Source organism: Streptomyces sp. NPDC050856 (genome assembly GCF_040653855.1).
Taxonomy (GTDB): Bacteria; Actinomycetota; Actinomycetes; order Streptomycetales; family Streptomycetaceae; genus Streptomyces.
Map to the genome: position 1 here is coordinate 1 of NZ_JBFAGV010000004.1, position 19,263 is coordinate 19,263.

The 19,263-nt window shown below is 74.7% G+C and carries 19 protein-coding genes; 9 read left to right on the plus strand and 10 right to left on the minus strand.

The features are described 5' to 3' along the window. Window positions 1-4: 4 nt before the first annotated feature. From AB0H53_RS04860 to AB0H53_RS04880, 5 genes are read right to left on the minus strand one after another with little or no spacing between them, the layout of a single operon-like run. On the minus strand, window positions 5-856 hold the full coding sequence (locus tag AB0H53_RS04860) for a serine hydrolase domain-containing protein (RefSeq protein ID WP_362107239.1): 852 nt from the start codon (window positions 854-856) through the stop codon (window positions 5-7). Further along, a complete protein-coding gene (locus tag AB0H53_RS04865) occupies window positions 853-1,773 on the minus strand; it encodes a hypothetical protein (RefSeq protein ID WP_362107242.1) in 921 nt (306 codons plus the stop codon). Before AB0H53_RS04865 ends, AB0H53_RS04860 begins: the two co-directional genes overlap by 4 nt. After that, complete coding sequence (locus AB0H53_RS04870; protein WP_362107245.1) at window positions 1,770-2,696, minus strand: hypothetical protein; 927 nt, start codon at window positions 2,694-2,696, stop codon at window positions 1,770-1,772. The genes AB0H53_RS04865 and AB0H53_RS04870 overlap by 4 nt, the downstream gene beginning before the upstream one ends. After that, entirely contained in the window at window positions 2,693-3,454 is a 762-nt protein-coding gene (locus tag AB0H53_RS04875) for a hypothetical protein (protein ID WP_362107248.1), read from the minus strand. Before AB0H53_RS04875 ends, AB0H53_RS04870 begins: the two co-directional genes overlap by 4 nt. A gap of 12 nt (window positions 3,455-3,466) precedes the next feature. Continuing rightward, the gene (locus tag AB0H53_RS04880; RefSeq protein ID WP_362107251.1) at window positions 3,467-3,655 is read right to left on the minus strand and encodes a hypothetical protein; all 189 of its coding nucleotides are present in this window, start codon (window positions 3,653-3,655) and stop codon (window positions 3,467-3,469) included. Window positions 3,656-4,008: 353 nt separating this feature from the next. Between AB0H53_RS04880 and AB0H53_RS04885 the strand changes: the two genes are divergently transcribed. The 7 genes from AB0H53_RS04885 to AB0H53_RS04915 all read left to right on the plus strand — a co-directional run bounded on the left by AB0H53_RS04885 (window position 4,009) and on the right by AB0H53_RS04915 (window position 10,881). Continuing rightward, entirely contained in the window at window positions 4,009-5,028 is a 1,020-nt protein-coding gene (locus AB0H53_RS04885) for a hypothetical protein (RefSeq protein ID WP_362107254.1), read from the plus strand. Window positions 5,029-5,258: 230 nt separating this feature from the next. Continuing rightward, window positions 5,259-6,524, plus strand: coding sequence for a sugar ABC transporter substrate-binding protein (locus AB0H53_RS04890; protein ID WP_362107257.1), 1,266 nt, complete (start codon window positions 5,259-5,261; stop codon window positions 6,522-6,524). Continuing rightward, a complete protein-coding gene (locus tag AB0H53_RS04895) occupies window positions 6,521-7,483 on the plus strand; it encodes a sugar ABC transporter permease (protein ID WP_362107260.1) in 963 nt (320 codons plus the stop codon). Before AB0H53_RS04890 ends, AB0H53_RS04895 begins: the two co-directional genes overlap by 4 nt. Continuing rightward, on the plus strand, window positions 7,483-8,286 hold the full coding sequence (locus tag AB0H53_RS04900) for a carbohydrate ABC transporter permease (RefSeq protein WP_362107263.1): 804 nt from the start codon (window positions 7,483-7,485) through the stop codon (window positions 8,284-8,286). The genes AB0H53_RS04895 and AB0H53_RS04900 overlap by 1 nt, the downstream gene beginning before the upstream one ends. Before the next feature lie 2 nt (window positions 8,287-8,288). Beyond that, window positions 8,289-9,002, plus strand: coding sequence for an amidohydrolase family protein (locus tag AB0H53_RS04905; RefSeq protein ID WP_362107266.1), 714 nt, complete (start codon window positions 8,289-8,291; stop codon window positions 9,000-9,002). A gap of 5 nt (window positions 9,003-9,007) precedes the next feature. Beyond that, window positions 9,008-9,763, plus strand: a complete 756-nt coding sequence (locus tag AB0H53_RS04910; RefSeq protein WP_362107269.1) for an amidohydrolase family protein — start codon at window positions 9,008-9,010, stop codon at window positions 9,761-9,763. After that, on the plus strand, window positions 9,760-10,881 hold the full coding sequence (locus AB0H53_RS04915) for a DegT/DnrJ/EryC1/StrS family aminotransferase (RefSeq protein WP_362107272.1): 1,122 nt from the start codon (window positions 9,760-9,762) through the stop codon (window positions 10,879-10,881). Before AB0H53_RS04910 ends, AB0H53_RS04915 begins: the two co-directional genes overlap by 4 nt. Here the strand turns inward: AB0H53_RS04915 and AB0H53_RS04920 are convergent. Next, window positions 10,871-11,839: an LLM class flavin-dependent oxidoreductase gene (locus AB0H53_RS04920; protein ID WP_362107275.1), complete on the minus strand. Its 969-nt coding sequence runs from the start codon at window positions 11,837-11,839 to the stop codon at window positions 10,871-10,873. The two genes, AB0H53_RS04915 and AB0H53_RS04920, sit on opposite strands and share 11 nt — an antisense overlap. Before the next feature lie 80 nt (window positions 11,840-11,919). On the opposite strand from AB0H53_RS04920, the gene AB0H53_RS04925 reads away from it, so the two are divergent. Further along, window positions 11,920-12,951 carry a dihydrodipicolinate synthase family protein gene (locus AB0H53_RS04925; RefSeq protein ID WP_362107278.1) on the plus strand — a complete coding sequence of 344 codons (1,032 nt, stop codon included), beginning with the start codon at window positions 11,920-11,922 and terminating at the stop codon, window positions 12,949-12,951. A gap of 2 nt (window positions 12,952-12,953) precedes the next feature. Here AB0H53_RS04925 and AB0H53_RS04930 read toward each other — a convergent pair whose 3' ends face one another. The 4 genes from AB0H53_RS04930 to AB0H53_RS04945 all read right to left on the minus strand — a co-directional run bounded on the left by AB0H53_RS04930 (window position 12,954) and on the right by AB0H53_RS04945 (window position 17,764). Beyond that, window positions 12,954-15,026, minus strand: coding sequence for a hypothetical protein (locus AB0H53_RS04930; RefSeq protein ID WP_362107281.1), 2,073 nt, complete (start codon window positions 15,024-15,026; stop codon window positions 12,954-12,956). 97 nt (window positions 15,027-15,123) lie between these two features. Continuing rightward, window positions 15,124-15,882 carry an amidohydrolase family protein gene (locus tag AB0H53_RS04935; RefSeq protein ID WP_362107284.1) on the minus strand — a complete coding sequence of 253 codons (759 nt, stop codon included), beginning with the start codon at window positions 15,880-15,882 and terminating at the stop codon, window positions 15,124-15,126. Further along, window positions 15,882-16,643, minus strand: a complete 762-nt coding sequence (locus AB0H53_RS04940) for a hypothetical protein (protein WP_362107287.1) — start codon at window positions 16,641-16,643, stop codon at window positions 15,882-15,884. The genes AB0H53_RS04935 and AB0H53_RS04940 overlap by 1 nt, the downstream gene beginning before the upstream one ends. Beyond that, complete coding sequence (locus tag AB0H53_RS04945; protein ID WP_362107290.1) at window positions 16,640-17,764, minus strand: DegT/DnrJ/EryC1/StrS family aminotransferase; 1,125 nt, start codon at window positions 17,762-17,764, stop codon at window positions 16,640-16,642. Before AB0H53_RS04945 ends, AB0H53_RS04940 begins: the two co-directional genes overlap by 4 nt. A 203-nt stretch (window positions 17,765-17,967) precedes the next feature. Here AB0H53_RS04945 and AB0H53_RS04950 point away from each other — a divergent pair, with 203 nt between their 5' ends. Then, window positions 17,968-19,197 carry a hypothetical protein gene (locus AB0H53_RS04950; RefSeq protein WP_362107293.1) on the plus strand — a complete coding sequence of 410 codons (1,230 nt, stop codon included), beginning with the start codon at window positions 17,968-17,970 and terminating at the stop codon, window positions 19,195-19,197. Window positions 19,198-19,263 lie beyond the last annotated feature (66 nt).

Genomic DNA, 19,263 nt, shown 5'->3' on the forward strand with positions numbered 1-19,263 from the left:
CCCTCTATTTTTTTTTGTGGTGTGGGGGGTGGGGCCGGGGGGGGCCCCGGCCGCGCCGCGGGGGGGGGCGGCTCTGGGGGGGCGGGCCCCCCGCCCGCGCCGACCGGGGGGGGGGCCGGCGGGCCCCGCGGGCGGGCCGGCGGCCGGGCGGCCCCCCCCCCACCGCTCCGGCCGCCTGGAAGCCGCCGATGCGCAGGGGCGGCGTGGGGGTCGTCCCGTCGGACCGGTGCCCGGTGGCGTCGGTGTCCGGTCCGCCGGCGCGCAGGGCGATGCCGTCCAGCCCCAGCGGGCGCAGGACGTGGCAGGTGAGCAGCGCCTCCCACGAGGCTCCCGCGGCCGCCGCGAGGGCGTGCCCCAGGACGGCGACGCCGAAGTTCGAGTAGGCCCACCGGGTGCCGGGGCGGCGGCGCGGGCGGTGCCGCAGGAAGGCGCGGACCACCCGTTCGGCCGGGTAGTGGGCGTAGGGGTTGGTGTACCAGTGGGGCAGGGCGCGCGGGTAGAGGTCGGCGGGCAGGCCCGGCAGCCCCGAGGTGTGGGTGATCAGGTGGGTCAGCGTGACCGGGTGGCGGCCCGCCGGCCGGCCCGGGTCCAAGCAGGTGGCGGCCACCGCGTGCTCGGGCAGCGCGCCCGAGGTGGTCAGGCATGCCAGCAGGAGCCCGGTGAACGTCTTGGTCGCCGACCCGATCTCGTAGCGCAGCCGGTCGCGCGGGACGGGCGGTGGGGGCGCGGTGCCGCCGGAGCGGACCGTGCGGCGCCCGTGCCGGGAGAGCGCGAAGACCACGTCGGGCGCGGCCACGGCGCTCACGGCCTCGTCGAGCCGGGCCCGCGCCTCCTCGTCGTCGGGCGGCGCCGTCATGCCGTGGTGCCGGCCAGCCGGGTCAGCGCCCGGGAGGTGGCCAGTACGGAGGCGAAGGCGGCCACCAGCGTGGGGTGGTAGACGACGTCGAAGACCTCGTCGCGGTCGCCCCGCGGCATCTCCCGCATGGCGGGCATGGCGCCGTCGGGCTGCTGGGCGGCGGCGAATCCCGCCCAGGCCCGCTCGTCCAGGGTGGGCCGGGGCAGGCAGGCGTCGACCACCAGCAGTTCGCCCAGCAGGTCCCAGAACTCCGCCTCCAGCCAGTGGTCGAGCCAGGCCGGCAGCCAGGTGGCGAGGTAGTCGGCGACGGCCGGGGGCAGCCCGTCCGGGTTCTCCCCCCAGTCGGTCAGGTGGAAGACGGTATGGGTGATGTCGTACGTGGTGTGGCCGCTGGCCGTCCACGGCTCGGGCGTCCGGCTCAGCCAGGTGCGGGCGGCGGCCTCCTCCTCGGGCACGCTGGGCGGCAGCCCGAAACGGCGCTCGAAGGCGGACAGCCCCAGCCGGCGGTTGGGCAGCACCTCACGGGCGGCCCAGCTGGCGAGGCGGTGGTGGATCGGGGTGACGCGTTCCATCTCGGGCTCCACGTAGCCCAGTTCCCGGAACGGCACGTACACCTCGAAGGGGATGGGCGAGGTCGGCTCGGTCCGCTGGCCCCGGGCCAGCATCCGGCCGCCGTCCAGGGCGTCGCGCCAGGCGTGGTCGATCAGCCGCCGCGCGAGGTCGGCCTGGCGGGAGCCCGCCACGCCCTCACGGAACAGCACCTTGCAGATGACGGCGAGCTCGCCGATCGGCTTGAAGCGTTCCAGGAAGCCGATCTCGGGGTCGACGTCCGGTTCCAGCCGGAACTCGTCGCGGTGCGCGTACAGCCACTCGATGGCCCCCACGCCGACGGTGTGGATGAGGCGGGTGCTGGTCATGCCGGCGCTCCTTGTCCCTCGGTCAGCCGAGCGAGGGTCAGGACGGCCGCGAAGGCGGCCATCAGCGTGGAGTGGTAGCAGTTGACGAAGTCGCGTACCACTGGGCGTCCCCGGCGGCCCGGGCCCATCTCCGGGATCGCGCCGTCGGCGTCCTGGGCCTCCGCCACGCGGGCCCACGCCTGTTCGGCCGGCGCCCGGGGCGGCGGCTGCGGCAGGCTGGCCGCGACGGCCAGCAGTTCGCAGGCGAGGTCCCAGTGGTCGTCGTCCAGGCACGTGTCGAGCCAGGCCGGAAGCCAGGTCTCCAGGTAGTCCGCGAGCCGCGGCGGCACACCACCGGTGTCGGTTCCCCAGTCGGTGAGGTGGAAGACCACGTGGGTGGCGGTGTACCCGGCCATCCGCTCGAAGGCCCACGGCTCGGGCAGGCCGCCCAGCCAGGTGCGGCCCAGCGGCTCCGACGCCGCGTCGGACGGCGGCTGGCCGCCGCGCCGCTCGGCGTTGCGGATGGCGAGCCGCCGGTTGGGCAGCTGCTCGGTGCGCCGCCAGCTCCGGGTGGGCACGACGGCCCGGAGGAACTCCTCGTACCCCGGGTGCCGCAGGCCCGCGGACGAGAAGGGGGCGTAGACCTCCAGGGGGTAGGTCGCCCAGGGTTCGAGCCGCTGGAGGTCGAGGAAGCGCTCCCCCCGGCGGGTCTGCTCCCAGGCGAAGGCCAGCAGGTCGCAGGCCAGCTCGTGCAGGTTCTCACCGAGACGGGTCCGGTCCCGCACGGCCACGCAGGCCAGGGCGAGTTCACCCAGTGGCTTCCAGGTGCGGTTGACGTCGGTGGCGGCGTCCAACGCGGTGTCGTCCAGGCGGAATTCGAGCCGCCGGCCGGAGGCCCAGCCCAGCGCCGCCTCGGCCACGCCACGGACGGTGTCCGCGCTCACACCCGCGCCCCACCGCGCGTCAGGAGCGCGGCCCGGAGGTGCAGGGCGACGCGCGGGTCGTCACCGCCCATGTGGGAGACGAACTCCAGCCCGGTGTCCAGGCCGAGGGTGGCCGGCACTCCGTCGAGCAGGACCAGCCACCGGCCGGCGCCCGCCGCCTGGAGCCAGTCCCGGCGGCGCACCGCGCGGACGAAGCCACGGGCCACGTCGACCGGCCGGTCCTGTGCCGCGCGTCGTACCGCGCAGTCGGTGCCGGGCACGGCGAGCGAGGCGAGCACGGCGAGCTGGTGGGTGAGGACCTGCCACGGCGCTCCCGCCAGCCAGTCGGCGTCCGGTTCGGCGCCGCCGGCCGGCGCGGTGGCCGCCGGGGACGCCGCCGAGCCGTCCAGCGCGGACAGGGCCCGGACCATTCCCCAGTGGCTCCACCGCGAGGCCGGGGACGCGCCGGGGGCGGGCGGGAAGGCGAGCACCGCCTTCTCGAACACCGCGACGTCCTCCGGGACGGGCGGCCGGCCGTACAGGACGCCGGGGAGCATCACATCGGCGCCGAGAACGCGCACCGCCGCCAGGGTGATGTCGCTTCTCGGGTCGAATTCCGGGTCGTTTTCGTTTTCCGTGTCCAGGTCATACGTTCCGGCCGGACCGGTCGCTGTGCCGAGGACCGCGCAGTGGTCCCCGCTTCGCAAAGCGGAGACCACCTGTGATGCGAGGTCCTGCACCGCGCCCGTCAAATGGGCGGAAGTGCCGGGCTGCTCCATTCAACGACCCCTTCAGCCCTTCTTCGGGCGAGGCGTCGGGGGCGCCAGCAGCAGCTTTCCGGCACCCGCCTCCAACGCCAGCGCGGCGCATTCGCGGGTGTCGCGGTAGAAGCCCTGGACTTCCGCCGGGTCGAGTGCTGCCTCGAGGTCGGTGTCGAGTACCTTCGTGCGGTCCTGAACCGTGGGCTCCATGGACGACATGCCACCATCTCCTAAGCGGGAGAAACGTTCAGTTGCCCTTCCAGTTGAACGCACAATCGGCCACCTGGCAAACGCTGCGCGGACAATGTGGTCCAAGGTTCAATTGCCGATCTGTCAGTCCGGTGATTCCCCGGACGGCGGCGGTCGTTGACGCCCATCGGATACCCCAACGGGGGTGGGGGTAGGTCCCCGGAATTCTCCTTCCGGCGCGGCCCCCCGCCCCTCGTTTGCGCTTTCCGGATGGCGCAACCGGCGAAAGCGCCTATTAGATGAAGCTCAACGTGCGTCCTGGTGGCGTACGACGACCGACACCGTGTGTGCCGATCCGTCAGTTCGGCGAACGGAGCCGTGCCATGACAACCGAACCCACCACCCCCGCCACGGCGGACCCCGACGACCGTCCGGGACCCCCCGTATCGGCTCCCGGACCGGCGGCCGGCCTCCCCACCGAGGCGCCCGCTCTGCCGGGGGACCCGCCCCCCGAGACCAACGACGAGACCATACGCACCCTGCTGTGGACGGCCGCCACCCACCGGCCGCTGGAGGAGGTCGCCGCGCTGGTGACCCTGCTCAAGCGGACCAACGCGGTGCGCAACCCCGGTGACGAGGCGCTGCGCGCGGCGGCCGTCGCCAGGCCGCTGGAAGAAGTACGGCAGCTGGTCACGCTGCTCACCGAGTCCGGGCACGAACTGGGCGAGGCCGACACGGCGCTGCGGGCAGCGGCCGTCGGCAGGCCGATCGAGGACGTGGCCCAGCTGGTGAGCATCCTCGGCACGGACGGCGCCGACGCCTGGCCCCACGTCCCCGCCCGTACGGTCCCCGACAACCCGCCCACGCTCGACGGCGGCGGGGCGGGGGGCGCGCCCGTACCCGCCAGGCCGGCGGCGCCCCCGAAGTGGCCGGTGGCCGGCGCCCGTGGCGTCGCCTCGGTCCTGGAGGGCGCCCTCGCCGGCTCGCCGAGCGGTCCCGCCGCGCCCACCATCCTGCGGTCCGGGCTGCGCTGGCCGGCCGCGCTCGCCCTGCTGGTGTGCGGCTTCCTCCACCTGCCGACGGACTTCGCCCACCTGCGTTCCGGCGGCTGGGTGGACACGCTGGCGCTGGCCGTCACGGTGCTGTGCCTGGTGTTCGGCGTCTGGCTGCCGGCGCGGGACACCGCGCGGGTCTGGGCGGCGGCCGCGGCGACGGCCATCGGCATCGTCGCCGTGCACGCGCTGGCCGGGGCCGGCGCGCTCGATCTGCTGTCCAGCAGTCTGGGTGCCGCCTTCGGCTGGGCGACCGGCGTGGCGGTGGTGTGCGCCGCGGCCGGCGCGGTGCTGTCCTGCTCGGCGCTGCTGCTCCGCCCGAGACAGGCCGACCCCGCCGACGGCACCTGAGGCGTACCGTCGCCCCGGTGCGCCACCGGTGTACCGGCCGGCCGCGGCACCCAACCACCGGGCGGCGTACGGGTCTTGGCCTGGGCTCCCGCGGAACGGCCGGCCCGTCACCGCCCGGCGCGTCACCCGGGCGGGTGGCCCGAACGCGCGGCATTGACAGCCCAAAACAGCGCGGTTACTTTCGGCCCAGGCCGGAACCGCCGAGGTTACCAGGCCTTCCGGAGGCCCCCATGAAGACAGGGTTCAAGCGCGCCACCGTACCTCTCGCACTCCTCACGCTCACCGCCCTCACCGCGGCCGGCTGCGGCAAGGGCGGCAACGGCTCGGAGTCGGACAGCGTCACCGTCTGGATGTATCCCGTGATCATGGATCCGAAGGCCAACTCCGCCTACTGGGACGGCATCGAGAAGGGCTTCGAGGCGGCCGAGAAGGGTGTGGACCTCCGCGTCGAGCAACAGCCCTGGGAGAACCGGGACCAGAAGCTCGCCACCGCCTTCGGCAGCGGCAAGGGCCCCGATGTGGTGCTGCTCGGCCCCGACCAGATCCCGCAGTTCCAGGCCAACGGGGCGCTCCGGCCGGTGGACCGGGGCATCGAGAAGTCCCGCAGCGCCTTCCGTCCGGCCGCCCTGGAGGCCATGACGCAGGACGGCAAGGTCTACGCGGCGCCGATCTACCACACCGTCACCAGCACGCTGTACAACAAGCGGCTGCTCGACCGGGCGGGCATAGCGCGGCCCCCCGCCACCTGGGACGAACTCAAGGCGGCGGCACCGAAGCTGAAGCGGGCCGGCGCGGCCACCCTCGACTACTCCGCCAGCAACGAGGCCTCGCTCAACATGAGCTTCTACCCCCTGCTGTGGCAGGCGGGCGGCAGGGTGTTCGACGACAGCGGCCGGAAGACGGCGTTCAACAGCCCCGAGGGCGTCGAGGCGCTGACCTTCCTGGTCGACCTCTACCGGAGCGGTGCCGTGCCCAGGTCCGCGCTGACCAACGCCAACCTCTTCACCGATCACGCGCTGGGCAGGCAGCAGGTGGCGATGGGCTACACCAACACCCCCGCCGACGCCGCGCTGGCCGCCGCGGCGTGGGGCGCGGAGAACGTCATCGTCGGCCCGGCGCTCAAGGGCCCCCGCAAGCAGGTCGGTTTCGGCATGCCGGGCGGTCTGGGCATCAACGCCAGGACCGGCAACCCGGAGGGCGCCGAGAGGTTCGTCGCCTTCATGACCGAGCCCGAACAGATCCGGTCCATGGGCCGGGCCGGCGGGTTCTACTCGCCGCGCACCGATGTCACCGTGGAGCACGAGGGGGCGTTCGCCGAGGAGTTCGAGGCGGCGCTGAACCACGCCTTCCCCGGTGAGCCGCACCCGGCCGCCCGCCAGCTCATGGCGCTCGTCTCCCCGGAGATCCAGGCCGCGCTCACCGGCCGCAAGACGCCGCGGCAGGCGCTGGCCGCGGCGGCCCGGGAGGGCGACGACCTGCTGGCGCGGCAGCGTTGAGCCGGGTCGCGCCCCCCGCCGAGCCGCGCGGCGCCGCCCCGCGCGACGTGGTGCTCCTCCCGGCGGGGCCCGGCCCGGCCGGCCGCCGCCGGACCCGGCGGCGCCGCGAGGCCCTGGCCGGCCTGGCGTTCGTCGCCCCGATGCTGGTGCTGTTCGCCGTGTTCCGCTTCGGGCCGACCGCGGGCGCCGCCCTCCTGTCGCTCACCGACTACCGGCTGAGCGGCGAGTGGGACTTCATCGGGGCCGCCAACTACACCCGGCTCCTCCAGGACGGCCTGTTCTGGCAGAGCCTCGGCGTCACCGCCGTCTACACCGCGCTCTACGTCCCGATGACGGTGCTGCTGGCCCTGGCCACCGCCGTTCTGCTGCACCGCACCCTGTGGCTGCGCGGCTTCTTCCGCGGTCTGTTCTTCCTGCCGTACGTCACCAGTGTCGTGCTGGCCGCCGTCATCTGGAAGTGGATCTACGAGGTGGAGGACGGGCTGCTCAACGCCGCCCTCGGCGCGCTGGGCTCCGGGCCCGTCGACTTCCTGGGCGACGAGTCGCTGGTACTGCCCTCCATCGCCGCCGCCGCCGCGTGGAAGGGCTTCGGCTACTCGATGCTGATCCTGCTCGCCGGGCTCCAGTCCATCCCCCGGGAGGTCGCCGAGGCCGCGACCATCGACGGTGCGGGCTCCTGGCAGCGGTTCCGCTGGGTGACCCTGCCGCTGCTGCGCCCGGTGCTCTTCTTCGTCCTGGTCATCGAGGCGATCCAGTCCTTCCAGGTCTTCGACGCGATGTACGTGATGACCGCCGGCGGTCCGGTCCGCGCCAGCTACTCGCTGGTCTACTTCCTCTACGACTCCGGCTTCAAGTTCTTCGACTTCGGCTACGCGAGCGCGGTCGGCCTGGTGCTCTTCCTGGTCGTGCTGGTCTTCTCGCTGATCCAGCGCCGGCTCATCGGCAGGGAGGAGGACTGATGGCGCGGCTGCGACTGCCGGTCCTGCTGGTGCTGGTCGCCCTGGTGACCGTCACCCCCTTCGTCGTCATGGTGCTGGTGGCGTTCGCGCCGCCCGGCGGCAGCACCCTGCCGGGCGCGCTGGACGTCACCCGCGCCACCTGGCGGAACTTCTCCGACGTGCTGGCCGGCGCCGACATCCTGCGCTGGGCGCTCAACTCACTGGTCTACTCGCTGGTGTCGGTGCTGTTCATCCTGCTGTTCGCCTCGATGGCCGGGTACGCGTTCGCCAAGAAGCGCTTCCCGGGCCGCGAGATCCTCTTCTGGTCGTTCCTGGCGACCCTGATGGTGCCGTTCCAGGCCACCCTCGTCCCGTACTACATCCTCGTCTCCGAGATGGGCGGCGTGGACACGTACTGGGGGCTGATCGTGCCCACCCTCGCCAACTCACAGGCCGTGTTCCTGATGCGGCAGTTCATCGTCCAGCTGCCCGACGAGCTGTTCGAGGCCGCGAAGATCGACGGGGCGTCCGAGTGGCGGGTGTTCACCACGGTCGTGGTCCCGCTGATCCGGCCGATCCTCGCCACCCTGGGGGTCTTCGTCTTCCTGTGGCACTGGAACGACTTCCTGTGGCCACTGGTCATCGGCCAGTCCGAGGCCATGCGCACCCTGACGGTGGGGCTCGCCACCCTGGAGGGCGAGAACGTGACGGTCAACCAGATGATGGCGGGCGCCACCATCACCGTCATCCCCTGTCTGCTGGTGTTCGGCCTGCTCCAGCGGTACCTGACCGACTCCATCGCCACCAGCGGGCTGAAGTCGTGACCGTGTCCGGCCCGCCCGTCGTCGACCTGAACCGCGTGCTCGGTCCGATCCCCCACGACGACGTGCCCAGCCGCGACGAGGCCGGGCTCCTCGCGGAGCTGGCGCGGCTGCGGATCGACGCGGCGTGCGTGGTGCACAGCCATGCCGTGTACGGCGACCCGCGCGACGGCAACCAACGCCTCGGCACCATCGGTGACCGGCGCCTGCGGCCCGTGCCGGTGCTCGTGCCCGGCCCCCTGGGCACCGGCCCCTGGACCGGCGGCGCCCCGCTGGCGCGGCTGTGCCCCCGCTCCCACGCGTGGTCGCCGACCGGACCGCACGCCCTGGCCCTCGCCGCCCAGCTGGCCGGCGCGGGCACCACGGCGCTGCTCGGCCTGGACGAGACGTGCGCGGACGAGGTGCGGCGGTTGGCCGGCGCCGTGCCCGCCCTGCGGATCGTCCTGACCGGCACCGGCTACCGCTCGCTGCGCGAGCTCGCCGAGCTGCTCGACAGCCATCCCGGGCTGTATGTCGAGACCTCCACGCTCTGCGGCCACGGGCAGGTGGAGTGGCTGGCCCAGCGGCACGGGGCCCGGCGTGTGCTGTTCGGCACCGGTGCGCCGGTCACCGACGACGCCGGCCCGAGGTATCTGCTCGGCGCCCTGGACCTGCCGGCGGCCGACGCGGCCCTGATCGCGGGCGGCAACGCCCTGCGCCTGCTGGCCGGGGTGCCATGAGCCGGGTGGCGGACACCGTCGACGCGCACGGGCACATCGGCCGGTGGCCGGCGTTCGCCGTGCCGGACGGCTCGCCGGCCGGCCTGGTCGCGATGATGGACCGCTGCCACGTCGCCGTCTCCTGCGTCTCGCACCTGCTGGCGGTGGGGCCGGACGCCCGGGCGGGCAACGCCCTGCTGCTCGACGCGCTGGCCGCGCACCCGGGCCGGCTGCTCGGCTACGCGGTGTACGACCCGCACGACCGCCAGGGCCCCGAGCGGCTGCGCGACCTGCTGGAGGTGCCCGGGGTCATCGGCGCCAAGCTGCACCCCGAGGTGCACCGGACGGCCCTGGACGACCCCGCGTACGCCCCGGCCTTCGAGATCGCCGCCGGGCGGGGCGGGATCGTGCTGGCGCACAGCCAGCACGGCAGCCCGTGGGCCGACGCCGGCCGCTTCACCGCCGTCTCGCCGCGCTATCCGGGCCTGCCGCTGCTGATGGGGCACAGCGGGCTGTTCCCGGAGGGCTACGGGCCCGCGGTGCGGGCCGCCGGACGCTGCCCGGACCTGGTGCTGGAGACCTGCGGCTCCCGGATGACGGCACGTCACCTGGTGCGGATCGTCGCCGAGGTGGGCGCCGAGCGGGTCGCGTTCGGCTCGGACGCCGTCTTCCTGGACCTGCGGACGGGGCTCGGCCGCGTCCTGCTGGCCGACCTCGCGGAGTCCGACCGCCGGTGGGTCCTGCACGGCACGATGGACCGGCTGCTGAAGGGGGCGGGATGACCGGGCCGCGGTGGCCCGCCTGGCCGCCGCCCGCGACCGACGAGCAGCGCCGGGCGCTGCTGCGGGTGCTGGACAGCGGCCGGTGGGGCGCCACGGACGGCAGCGCCGCCGAGGAGTTCGCGGCGGCGTTCGCCCGGCGGGTGGGCGCCGCGCACGGGGTGTGCACGGTCAATGGGACGGTCGCGCTGTTCCTGGCGCTGCGGGCGCTGGGCGTCGGGCCCGGCGACGAGGTGATCGTGCCCGCCTACACCTTCGTGGCGAGCGCCACGGCCGTGGTGCTGGCGGGTGCGGTGCCGGTCGCCGCCGATGTGACGCCGCGGACGCTCCACCTGGACCCGCGTGCCGTGCGCCGGCTGGTGACCGGGCGCACCAAGGCGGTCATGCCGGTCCATCTCGGCGGGGCGCCCGCGGACACCGAGGCACTGCGCGGGCTGGGCCCGGCGGTGGTGGAGGACGCCGCCCAGGCGCACGGGGCGGCCCGGCACGGCCGCCCGGCGGGCTCACTGGGCGACGCGGGCTGCTTCAGCTTCCAGTCGGGCAAGGCGATGACGGCCGGTGAGGGCGGCGTCGTGGTCACCGGCGACCGGCGCCTGCACGAGCGGCTGTGGTCCCTGCACAATGTCGGCCGCCGGCCGCGGGGCGGCTGGTACGACCACCCGGAGCTGGGCTGGAACCTGCGGATGACCGAGTTCCAGGCGGCCCTGCTGCACCCGCAGCTGGCGCTGCTGGACGGCTGGCTCGACCGGCGGGCGCGCGGCGCCGCCGCCCTGGCCGAGGCGCTCGGCGCCGTACCGGGTCTGGACCTGGTGCCGGCGCCGCCCGGGACCACCCGTCACACCTGGCACCTGGCGATGCTGCGGTACGACGCCGGGGCCTTCGGCGGCCGGCCGGTGAGCGCGTTCCTGACGGCGATGGCCGCCGAAGGGGTCCCGCTGGACGTCGGCTACCGCTCCCTGACCCGGATGCCGTACGTGGCCGCTCCCCTGCCCTGCCCGGTGGCCGAGGCCGCGGAGGAGAACGTGGTGTGGGTGCGCCAGCCGCTGCTGATGGCCCCGGAGGAGGACATCGGGCACATCGCGCGGGCCGCGCTCACCGTGCGGCGGGCGTTCAGGAGGTGAACCTGCCGAACGCCTCGATGGCGCGCAGGGCGTCCGCCTGGGGCATACCGGGCGGCTGGACGCGCAGCACCAGCCCGTCGGCGCCCATCCGCGCGTACTGCTCGATCCGCTCGGCGCACTGCCCGGCCGAGCCGATCACCGAGCGGGCGACGATGTCGTCCCAGGGCTGGGCGTACCGGGCGGCGTCGGCGGAGGTGCGCTTCCAGTCGCCGTAGGCGTCGTACAGCTCGCGCAGCGGGGCCTCCAGGGCGGTGCGGGCCTGCTGGGAGGTGGCCGCGGCGTAGCCCTCGCGGCACACGATGACCTCGGCGCCCAGCGAGTGCGGACCGCGCGGGTGGGACCGGTACGCCTCGATCTTCTTCGGGAGGTCCTCGTCGGTCTCGTTGAACGACGTGGTCCAGCCGTCGCACATCCGGGCGGTCCGCTCCAGGGCGGCGGCGACCCGCCCGCCGTTCCAGATCCGGGGCCGGGGGCGCTGGTGCGGGCGGGGCGAGAGGAACGCCCCCTCGACCCGGTGCCACCGGCCCCGGTACGAGACCTCCTCCTCGGTCCACAGCCGGGTCACCAGCTCCAGGCACTCCTCGAAGCGCGACACGCGCTCGCCCGGCCGGGTGCCGTAGAGCGCGAACTCCTCCGGCCGGTAGCCCAGGACGAAACCGGCGGTGAGCCGGCCGCCGGAGAGCACGTCGATGTGGGCGAGGGCCTCGGCCAGCCACACCGGGTGGTGGACCGGCGCGATCAGCCCGGCGGTGGCCAGCCCGATCCGGTCGGTGTGCGCGGCCAGGTAGGCCAGCGAGGTGACGGCCTCGTGGTAACCGGGCCGGTGCAGGTGCCGCTCGCCCAGGACGGCCCAGGCGAAGCCCGCCTGTTCGGCGAGGCGCACCTGCTCCACCGCGTCGGCGAGCCGCGGCCGGTCGGCCCGGTCCGCGTAGAGATTGACGTACAGACCGAGTCGCATGGGAGCGCATCCCTTCCTTTACGGTCCGGACCGTAAAGGCTAGCGTGTCGGCCACCACCGCGACAGACGGGAGAGTGCCCATGTCCGCGACCCAGGCCCTGGCGGACCGGCTGCGCGGCACCGTGCTGCCGGCCGTCGCCACCCCCATGGACGCCCGGGGCGTGGTGGACTTCGGCGCGCTGCGCGGTTACGCCGAGCTGATGGCGGCGCAGCCGGCCGGGGGTGTCGCGGTGTGGGCGCACACGGGGCGCGGGCTGTACCTCTCGGACGCGGACCGCGACCGGGTGCTCGGCGTGTGGCGGTCGGCGGTCGGCGGGCCGGTCGTGGCCGGGGTGGGGGTACCCCGGGCGGCCCGGCCCGCGGGGCCCGGGGAGGCGGCGGCCGCGGCGGTGGCGATGGCGCGACGGGCCGCGGCGGGGGGCGCGGACGCGGTGATGGTCTACCCGCCGGCCTGGCTCGCCGGTGACGACGACGCGGCGGTGGAGCTGCACGAGCGGATCGCCGAGGCGTGCGGGCTGCCCGTGGTGGCGTTCTTCCTGCACGGTGAGGCCGGCGGCTATCCGTATCCGCCGCGGCTGGTGGAGCGGTTGCTCGCGCTGCCGTCCGCCGCCGGGATCAAGCTGGCCACCCTGGACCGGGCGATGGCGTGCCAGGACGCGATCGTCGCGGCGCGGCCGAGCGGCAAACCGGTCATCACCGGTGAGGACCGGATGTTCGGCCCCTCGCTGATGTGGGGGGCGGACTCGGCGCTGGTGGGCATCGCGGCGGCGCGGGTGCCGCTGACGGCCGGGGTCCTGGACGCCTGGCTGGCCGGTGACCCCGGCGGCTTCGTCCGCGCGTCGCAGCGGCTGGACCGGTTCGCCCGGGTGACCTTCCTCGCCCCGATCGAGGGGTATGTGCAGCGGATGCTGTGGGCGGCGGTGTGGGAGGGGCTGATCCCGGAGGAGGCGGCGCACGACCCGTACGGGCCGCGGTTGCCCGGCTCGGAGCGGCGGGCCGTCGTCGAGTGCCTGGAGGAGCTGGCCGGGGAAGGGCCCGGGGAGGAGCCCGGGCCCTCCGGGGAGGAGCCCGCCGGGGTCGGGCTCCTCCCCGGGCACGGCCGGACGGCCTGACGTCAGTTCGCCAGCAGGCCCTCGAGGACGGCCTCGGGCGGTGGGACGCTCGCCGTGCGCGTCCTGGCCGGGCAGGCCGGGTCCAGCCGGAGCCGGGCCAGTTCGCGGTCGGCCATGCCCCAGGCGTACCGGGTGGTCCACTCCCAGGCCAGTTGCGGCGGGTTGTACCAGCCGTTACCGAGCCCGCCGATCAGCAGCTGCGCCTCCTCCAGGCCGGGCCCGATCCGGTAGACCGAGCCGCCGAACACCGACGCGTACACGCTGCCCGCGTGCACGCTCAGCTCGCCGTAGCTGGGCAGCCTGCCGGTCCTGAGGACGGTCCTGGTCTCGATGTCCATGGCGAACCAGGTGCCCGCGAGCCGCTTGTACAGCCCGTAGAGGATCCCGTCGTACACCTCGATGTGCTGGAGGCTGGCGTGGTTCTCGATCGGCACGGTCTCCCACAGCACCGTGCGGGTGCGCAGGTCGAAGGCGGCGATCGCGGCGCTCGGCCGGGTCGGCGGGACGCTGCCGCCGCCCCAGGTGTCGCCGGCGAGGTAGGCGATACGGCGGCCGGGGCGGTCGTCCAGGGCCACCGACATCACGCTCTGGTCGCGGATCACGTCCTTGTGGACGGTGAGCCGGCGGCGCCAGCGGTCGACCTCGGTGAGGGCGCCCTTGAGGTAGCCGGTGGGCGGCGCGGTGGAGACCAGCAGGCGGTCGTTCCAGGGGGCGTGGACCATGTCCGTGGGGCGCTGCTGGTCGTGGTCGATGAAGCCCAGGGAGTGGAGCCTGCCGCGCCCCGGGTCGATCTCCAGCACCTCGGTGCTCGGGTACATCGCGGCGTAGACGCGGTTGCCCAGGACACGCATCCGCTTGGGCTCGCCGGGGATCCTGATCCGCTTGGAGGTGCCCCCGGCGGGCCGGTGGGTGGTGAGCGAGAAGTGCCCGCCGACGTGCACGACGCCACGTGGCTGGTACGCGATGGACTGCACGGGGTCCGGCCCGGACAGGCCGATGTCGATCAGTTCGAGGACCTCGTACGACGCGTCGGTCAGGTCCAGCCACCACAGCCGTCCGCTTCCGGCGGCGCCCAGCAGGGTGTTCTCCGACAGCGGGAACAGGGCGCGGTGCTCGTCGCCGGTGGCGGGGGCGGCGACGGCGACGAGCCGGTCCCCCTCCCGCCGGTAGACGGTGCCGGTCGGGCGGCCGACGCAGTACAGGGTGCCGTCCGGGGTGATCGTCATGGCGTCGACCAGCCGTTCGGCGGCGGGCACCGGGATCACCCGCGCGTCGCTGCCGTCGGGCGCCATGTCCACGATGGACCTGCCGAGCGAGCCGATCACCCGGCCGCCGTGGGCGAGCAGGGCGGAGGCTCCTCCGTAGGGGGTGGGGGTGAGGTTCCGCTTCTCGCCGGTGGTCCGGTCGTAGGCGACGACGTACCCGCGCGGCAGGGTGCCCGCGTACACGTACCGCTCGTCGGCGGCGATGGCGCGTACGTACTGGTCGCCGGGGAAGGCCACGCCGAGGTTGCGCAGCGCGCCGGTGTCCGGCCGGTACTCCCACACCTCCCCGCGCGGGCTGGTCCCGGCGTACAGCGTGCCGTCGGGGGCGGTGGTCAGGCACCAGACGAAGCCGCCGGTCGGGCCGATGGTGCCGATCCGGGTCACCCCGCCGGTGGCCGGGTCGAAGCGGTAGAGGTCCGGGTAGGGGTAGGTGCCGACGTAGATCTTGCCGCCCGAGGCAGCCGCCGCCCAGCCGCCCTCGCCGCGTTCCAGCCGGACCGTCCGGTTGAGCCTCCTGGTCCGCAGGTCGATCTCCCCGAGCAGCGGCGGGGTCTGGCCGCGGGCCACCACGTACACGTGATCGCCCTGCACCACGGTGCCGACGATCGCCGCGGTCAGTGACGCCACGCCGTAGGTGGTGACGGCGGGGCCGGAACACCGCTGCGGGGGTGGGGCGGCCGGGGCCGCCCCGGGTGCGGTCCGTCCGGGGCTCACCTCGGCGGCGTGCGCCGTGCCCTGGACGGCCGCCTGCCCGGCCACGGTGGCCAGGGTGATCCCGGCTCCCGCGTTGAGTAGTCGCCTGCGTTCCATGCGTCCCTCTCCTGTCCTGACGGTTCGGAGCCGAGGGCTCGGCCCTGCGGGTGTCGCCCATGGGGGGTGGGCCCCTGGAAGTCCGGATCGCTCGTCCTCACTCGCTCGGCGGCAGGGGGCGGGGGCCCGTCAGGCCGAACAGCTCCGCCGCGTTGCGCCACAGCACCCGTTCGAGTTCTCCGTCGGTGAACCGGGCGTCGCGGATCACGCCCAGCGACACGCACGGGTCGATCAGGGTCGCGTCGGTGCCGAACAGCATCCGCTCGACCGGGACGCCGGCCTCACGCGCGTAGGCGACCCGCCCCGCGTCGGTCGCGGTGCGGCAGTGCTCCAGGTAGAGCCGGTCGCAGGCGGCCGCGGCGTGTGCGGCCTCCCGCCAGGCGTCGCCACCGGCGTGCCCCATGATCACGCGGAGTCCGGGGCGGTCGGCGAGGAGTTCGGGGAGCAGGGTGACCTCCCGGCCCCAGGTGTGCAGCAGCAGGGGTACGCCGGCCTCGGCGACGACGTCGAACGCCTCGGCCATCTCGCGCGAGCCGGGCAGCCGCCCCGGATAGTGGGTGTGGATCTTCGCGCCGACGAACATGCCGGTGTCCAGGCAGCGCCTCAGGTCGGCGGCGCTCTCCTGGGGGCGGTTGGGGTTGACGACGGCGTAGCCGTAGAGCCGGGGGCGGACGGCGAGCTGTTCGCGCAGCGCCGCGTTGCCCGCCACGGCGTCGTGCACGACCGCTTCCGAGGCCGACACGAGCTGCAGGTCGATGCCGTACCGGTCCATCTGCCGCAGGTTGGTGTCGGCGTCGCCGGTGGTCAGGTGGAACTGCCAGTGCCCGACGTGGGCGTGCACATCGATGATCGGCATCAGGCGAGCAGCTCCTCGACGTTCTTGGTGGCGATGGCGGCGCGGTCGTCGTCCGAGATGTCCGCGTAGCGCAGCCGCAGGGTCTGCGGGGAGATGTCCATGAAGGGCGTGCGCGAGCCGAAGACCAGGTGGCGGGGGCCGACGTGCTCCACCACCCGTTCGATGGAGTCGGGCCCGGAGAGCATCCGGGTGGTGACGCGGAAGCCGGGTTCCTCGCGGGCCAGCAGCAGGAAGTCGGCGAGCAGGTAGGCGTGCAGGTCCAGGAAGACCACGTCGGCGCCCAGGCCGGTCAGGGGCGGGCCGAAGCGGCGCGGGTCGCCGTCGTGCAGGAGCACCATGCCCCGGTCGAGAGCGAGACGGACCACGCGCCGGTAGCCGGGGAAGCCGGGTTCGGCGGCCTGCTCCACGGTGAACAGCCTCAGGAACCGCACCCCGGCGGCGGTCAGTTCGTCCAGCCGTTCCTCGGCGGTCAGCGCGTCGCGTACGTCGACGGTGCCGACGGGAAGCAGTTCCGGGCAGCCGGCGAGGTCGCGCAGGGTCTCGGCGTTGCCGGCGGCGTCGTCGAACAGCGGGCCGCGGGTGGAGAGGGCCAGGGCGTTCTCCACGGGGGAACGGCGCAGGTGGGCCCGGATCTCGGCGAGGCCCAGGTCGCGGTGGTGGCGGGGCCAGGGGCCGTAGAGCACGTCGACGTCCCAGCCGATCTGCTCCTGGGGCGTCGGCTCCAGCCAGGCGTGGGCCGGTGAGGGGTCGTGGGGGGTCACGGGGCGGCCACCTTCCTCAGGGCGCGGGCGATCCGGTCCACGTCGGCGTCGCCGTACCCCTCGTTCCAGGGCAGCACCAGCAGGGTCCGCTCGATCAGCCGTTCCGCGCGCGGGCACGGGCCCGGCGGACGGTCCGCGAACACCGGGTTGGCGTACAGCGGCCGTTCCAGGTAGCCGGGCAGCGCGGGTACGCCGAGGTCGGCCAGGCCCTTGGCCCAGCGGGCGTTGTCGTCGACCAGGAGCGGCAGGACCCACCAGGCGTGGCCGGCGCGCCGCTCGGGCAGCCGCAGGCGGGGCAGGCCGTCGACGGCCCGGGCCAGGCGCCCGGCGCTCGCCCGGCGGCGGGCGACCACCCCGGCGACCCGGGTGAGCTGGACACGGGCGACGGCGGCGACGAGCTCGGTCATCCGGTAGTTCAGGCCCATGGTGCGGTGGACGCGGCCCTCGGAGCGGTCCCAGCCCTTGTCCATGAACAGCCGCATGCGGGCCGCCAGGTCCGGGTCGTCGGTGATGGTGAGGCCGCCGTCGCCGGTGGTGATGTGCTTGTACTGCTGGAGGCTGAAGCAGGCGATGTCGCCGGCCGTGCCGAGCAGCCGGCCGGCGGGGTCCTCGCCCAGCCATGCCTGGGCGCAGTCCTCGATGAGCAGCAGGCCGTGTCGGTCGCAGATGTCCCGCAGCCGGGCGGTGTCGGCGGCCCCGCCGAAGAGGTGGACGGCGATGACGGCCTTGGTCCGGGGGGTGAGGGCCGCCTCGACCGCATCCGGGTCGAGGTTGGCGTCGTCGGGGCGTACGTCGGCGAAGACCACCCGCCCGCCCTGCGCGAGGACGGGCGCGACCGTGCCGAAGTCGGAGATCGGGGTGGTGACGACCTCGTCGCCCGGGCCCACGCCGGCCGCGGCGACCGCCAGGTGCAGCGCGGCGGTGCCCGAGCTGCACGAAACCGCCTCGGCCCGCCCGTACAGCGCGGCCATCTCGCTCTCCAGCGCTCTGGCCTCCTGGCCGAACGCCCCGCACAGCACGCCCGAGTCGAGGACCCGGAGCACCGCCCGGCGTTCCTCGTCGCCGAAGGTCCGTCCGCGTGGATCGAGAACTGTGGGCAGCGGCATTTCCCGTTGCGGCATCGGGGGATTATCCTCTCGGCAGCACGCGATTATGGCCTGGGCCGAAAGTAGAACCCACGCGGACGGTCGTCAATCACGCGTGGCGCACGGGTCGCGCCCCGTGACCGGCCGGCACCCGGGCGGGGCCGCCGGCCGGGCGGCGGCGGGAACGCCGGCGGCGCGGGCCGACCACAGCGAGATCCCAGCAGAACGGAGAACGGCCCATGCCGCTCACAGTCGGCGTGATAGGGCCCGAGGACCTGGTCCACAAGGTGGTCGCGGTCGGCGGCGGGGTGGGACCGGCCCAGCTGCTGCCGCTGCCCTACCGCCACGAGGACGAGACCCTGGACGTGACCGCCGCGGCACGCGGGCGCGCGGACGCCCTGCTGTTCACCGGGGTCGTGCCGCACGCGCGGGCCGCCGCGGCCGGGCTCCTGGACGGTCCGGCCATGTACGTGCCCTACAACGGGGCCACCCTGCTGCGCGCGCTGGTGGAGCTGCTCCGCCTCGGGCACGACGTCTCCCGGGTCTCGATCGACACGCTGCGGCGCGAGGAGGTCCTGGAGACCCTGACGGAGGCCAAGCTGCCCACCGAGCACGTCCGGGTGCTGCCGTACCGGCCCGGGCTCACCTCGCGCGACCTGGTCGACTTCCATCTCCGCGCGCGCGAAGAGGACCACTGCCGGGTGGCGATCACCTGTCTGGGCTCGGCCTTCCACGCCCTGGAGCACCGCACCCACGCGGTGCGGCTGGCGCCGTCCCGGCACTCGATACTCGCCACGCTCCAGGCGCTCGTCCTGGCGACGGCCGGGCAGCACAGCGGGGACGCCCAGGTCGCGCTGGGCATCGTGGACCTGCCGGGCGGCGACACCCGGCTGGCGGAGGACATACGCCCGCTCGGCGGCAGTCTGGCGGAGCTCCCGGACGGGCGGCGGCTGGTGGTCACCACCCGGGGGGTGCTGGAGGAGGTGACCGAGCGGTTCACCCGCATCCCCTTCCTGGACGGCCTGGCGGCCCGGCACCCCACCGCGCACGTGGGGTTCGGCCTGGGGCGCACCGCGGCGGAGGCGGAGGCGCTGGCGCGCCGCGCGGTCAGCCGGGCCCGCGCGGTGGGCGACGCGGCCGGCGTGGTGTCGCTGGCGGACGACGTCGACATCGTCATCGCACCGGGCGCGGACGGCGCCGCCGGGCCGGCCGGCCCGGCCGGCTCCGCGCTGCTGGCCCGCCGGGTGGGCCTCAACGCGCACACCCTGGACCGGCTGCGGGAGCTGGCCGCGGCCGACCCGGGCGGAGGTCTGACGGCCCATGCGGTGGCGGAGCACCTGTCCGTGCAGCAGCGCACCGCCCGGCGCATCCTCAAGCGCCTCGAACGGGCGGGGGTGGCGGTGCCGACCGGCAGCCGTCAGGAGGGCCGCACCGGCCGCCCCCCGATCGTGTACCGAGTGGATCTGTAGCCCGGCCCCGGCGGCTTGCGGCCCGGGCCACAACCGAGAGCCGCCCGGCCGGGCGGCGCAGAAGGA

What these genes read in the sequence shown, in the direction of transcription:
- AB0H53_RS04950 (WP_362107293.1), top strand. Translation starts at nt 17,968, where the DNA reads ATGCCGCTCACAGTCGGCGTGATAGGGCCCGAGGACCTGGTCCACAAG.
- AB0H53_RS04915 (WP_362107272.1), top strand. Translation starts at nt 9,760, where the DNA reads ATGACCGGGCCGCGGTGGCCCGCCTGGCCGCCGCCCGCGACCGACGAG.
- AB0H53_RS04945 (WP_362107290.1), bottom strand. Translation starts at nt 17,764, where the DNA reads ATGCCGCAACGGGAAATGCCGCTGCCCACAGTTCTCGATCCACGCGGA.
- AB0H53_RS04890 (WP_362107257.1), top strand. Translation starts at nt 5,259, where the DNA reads ATGAAGACAGGGTTCAAGCGCGCCACCGTACCTCTCGCACTCCTCACG.
- AB0H53_RS04925 (WP_362107278.1), top strand. Translation starts at nt 11,920, where the DNA reads ATGTCCGCGACCCAGGCCCTGGCGGACCGGCTGCGCGGCACCGTGCTG.
- AB0H53_RS04860 (WP_362107239.1), bottom strand. Translation starts at nt 856, where the DNA reads ATGACGGCGCCGCCCGACGACGAGGAGGCGCGGGCCCGGCTCGACGAG.
- AB0H53_RS04875 (WP_362107248.1), bottom strand. Translation starts at nt 3,454, where the DNA reads ATGGAGCAGCCCGGCACTTCCGCCCATTTGACGGGCGCGGTGCAGGAC.
- AB0H53_RS04935 (WP_362107284.1), bottom strand. Translation starts at nt 15,882, where the DNA reads ATGCCGATCATCGATGTGCACGCCCACGTCGGGCACTGGCAGTTCCAC.
- AB0H53_RS04865 (WP_362107242.1), bottom strand. Translation starts at nt 1,773, where the DNA reads ATGACCAGCACCCGCCTCATCCACACCGTCGGCGTGGGGGCCATCGAG.
- AB0H53_RS04880 (WP_362107251.1), bottom strand. Translation starts at nt 3,655, where the DNA reads ATGTCGTCCATGGAGCCCACGGTTCAGGACCGCACGAAGGTACTCGAC.
- AB0H53_RS04900 (WP_362107263.1), top strand. Translation starts at nt 7,483, where the DNA reads ATGGCGCGGCTGCGACTGCCGGTCCTGCTGGTGCTGGTCGCCCTGGTG.
- AB0H53_RS04920 (WP_362107275.1), bottom strand. Translation starts at nt 11,839, where the DNA reads ATGCGACTCGGTCTGTACGTCAATCTCTACGCGGACCGGGCCGACCGG.
- AB0H53_RS04930 (WP_362107281.1), bottom strand. Translation starts at nt 15,026, where the DNA reads ATGGAACGCAGGCGACTACTCAACGCGGGAGCCGGGATCACCCTGGCC.
- AB0H53_RS04885 (WP_362107254.1), top strand. Translation starts at nt 4,009, where the DNA reads ATGACAACCGAACCCACCACCCCCGCCACGGCGGACCCCGACGACCGT.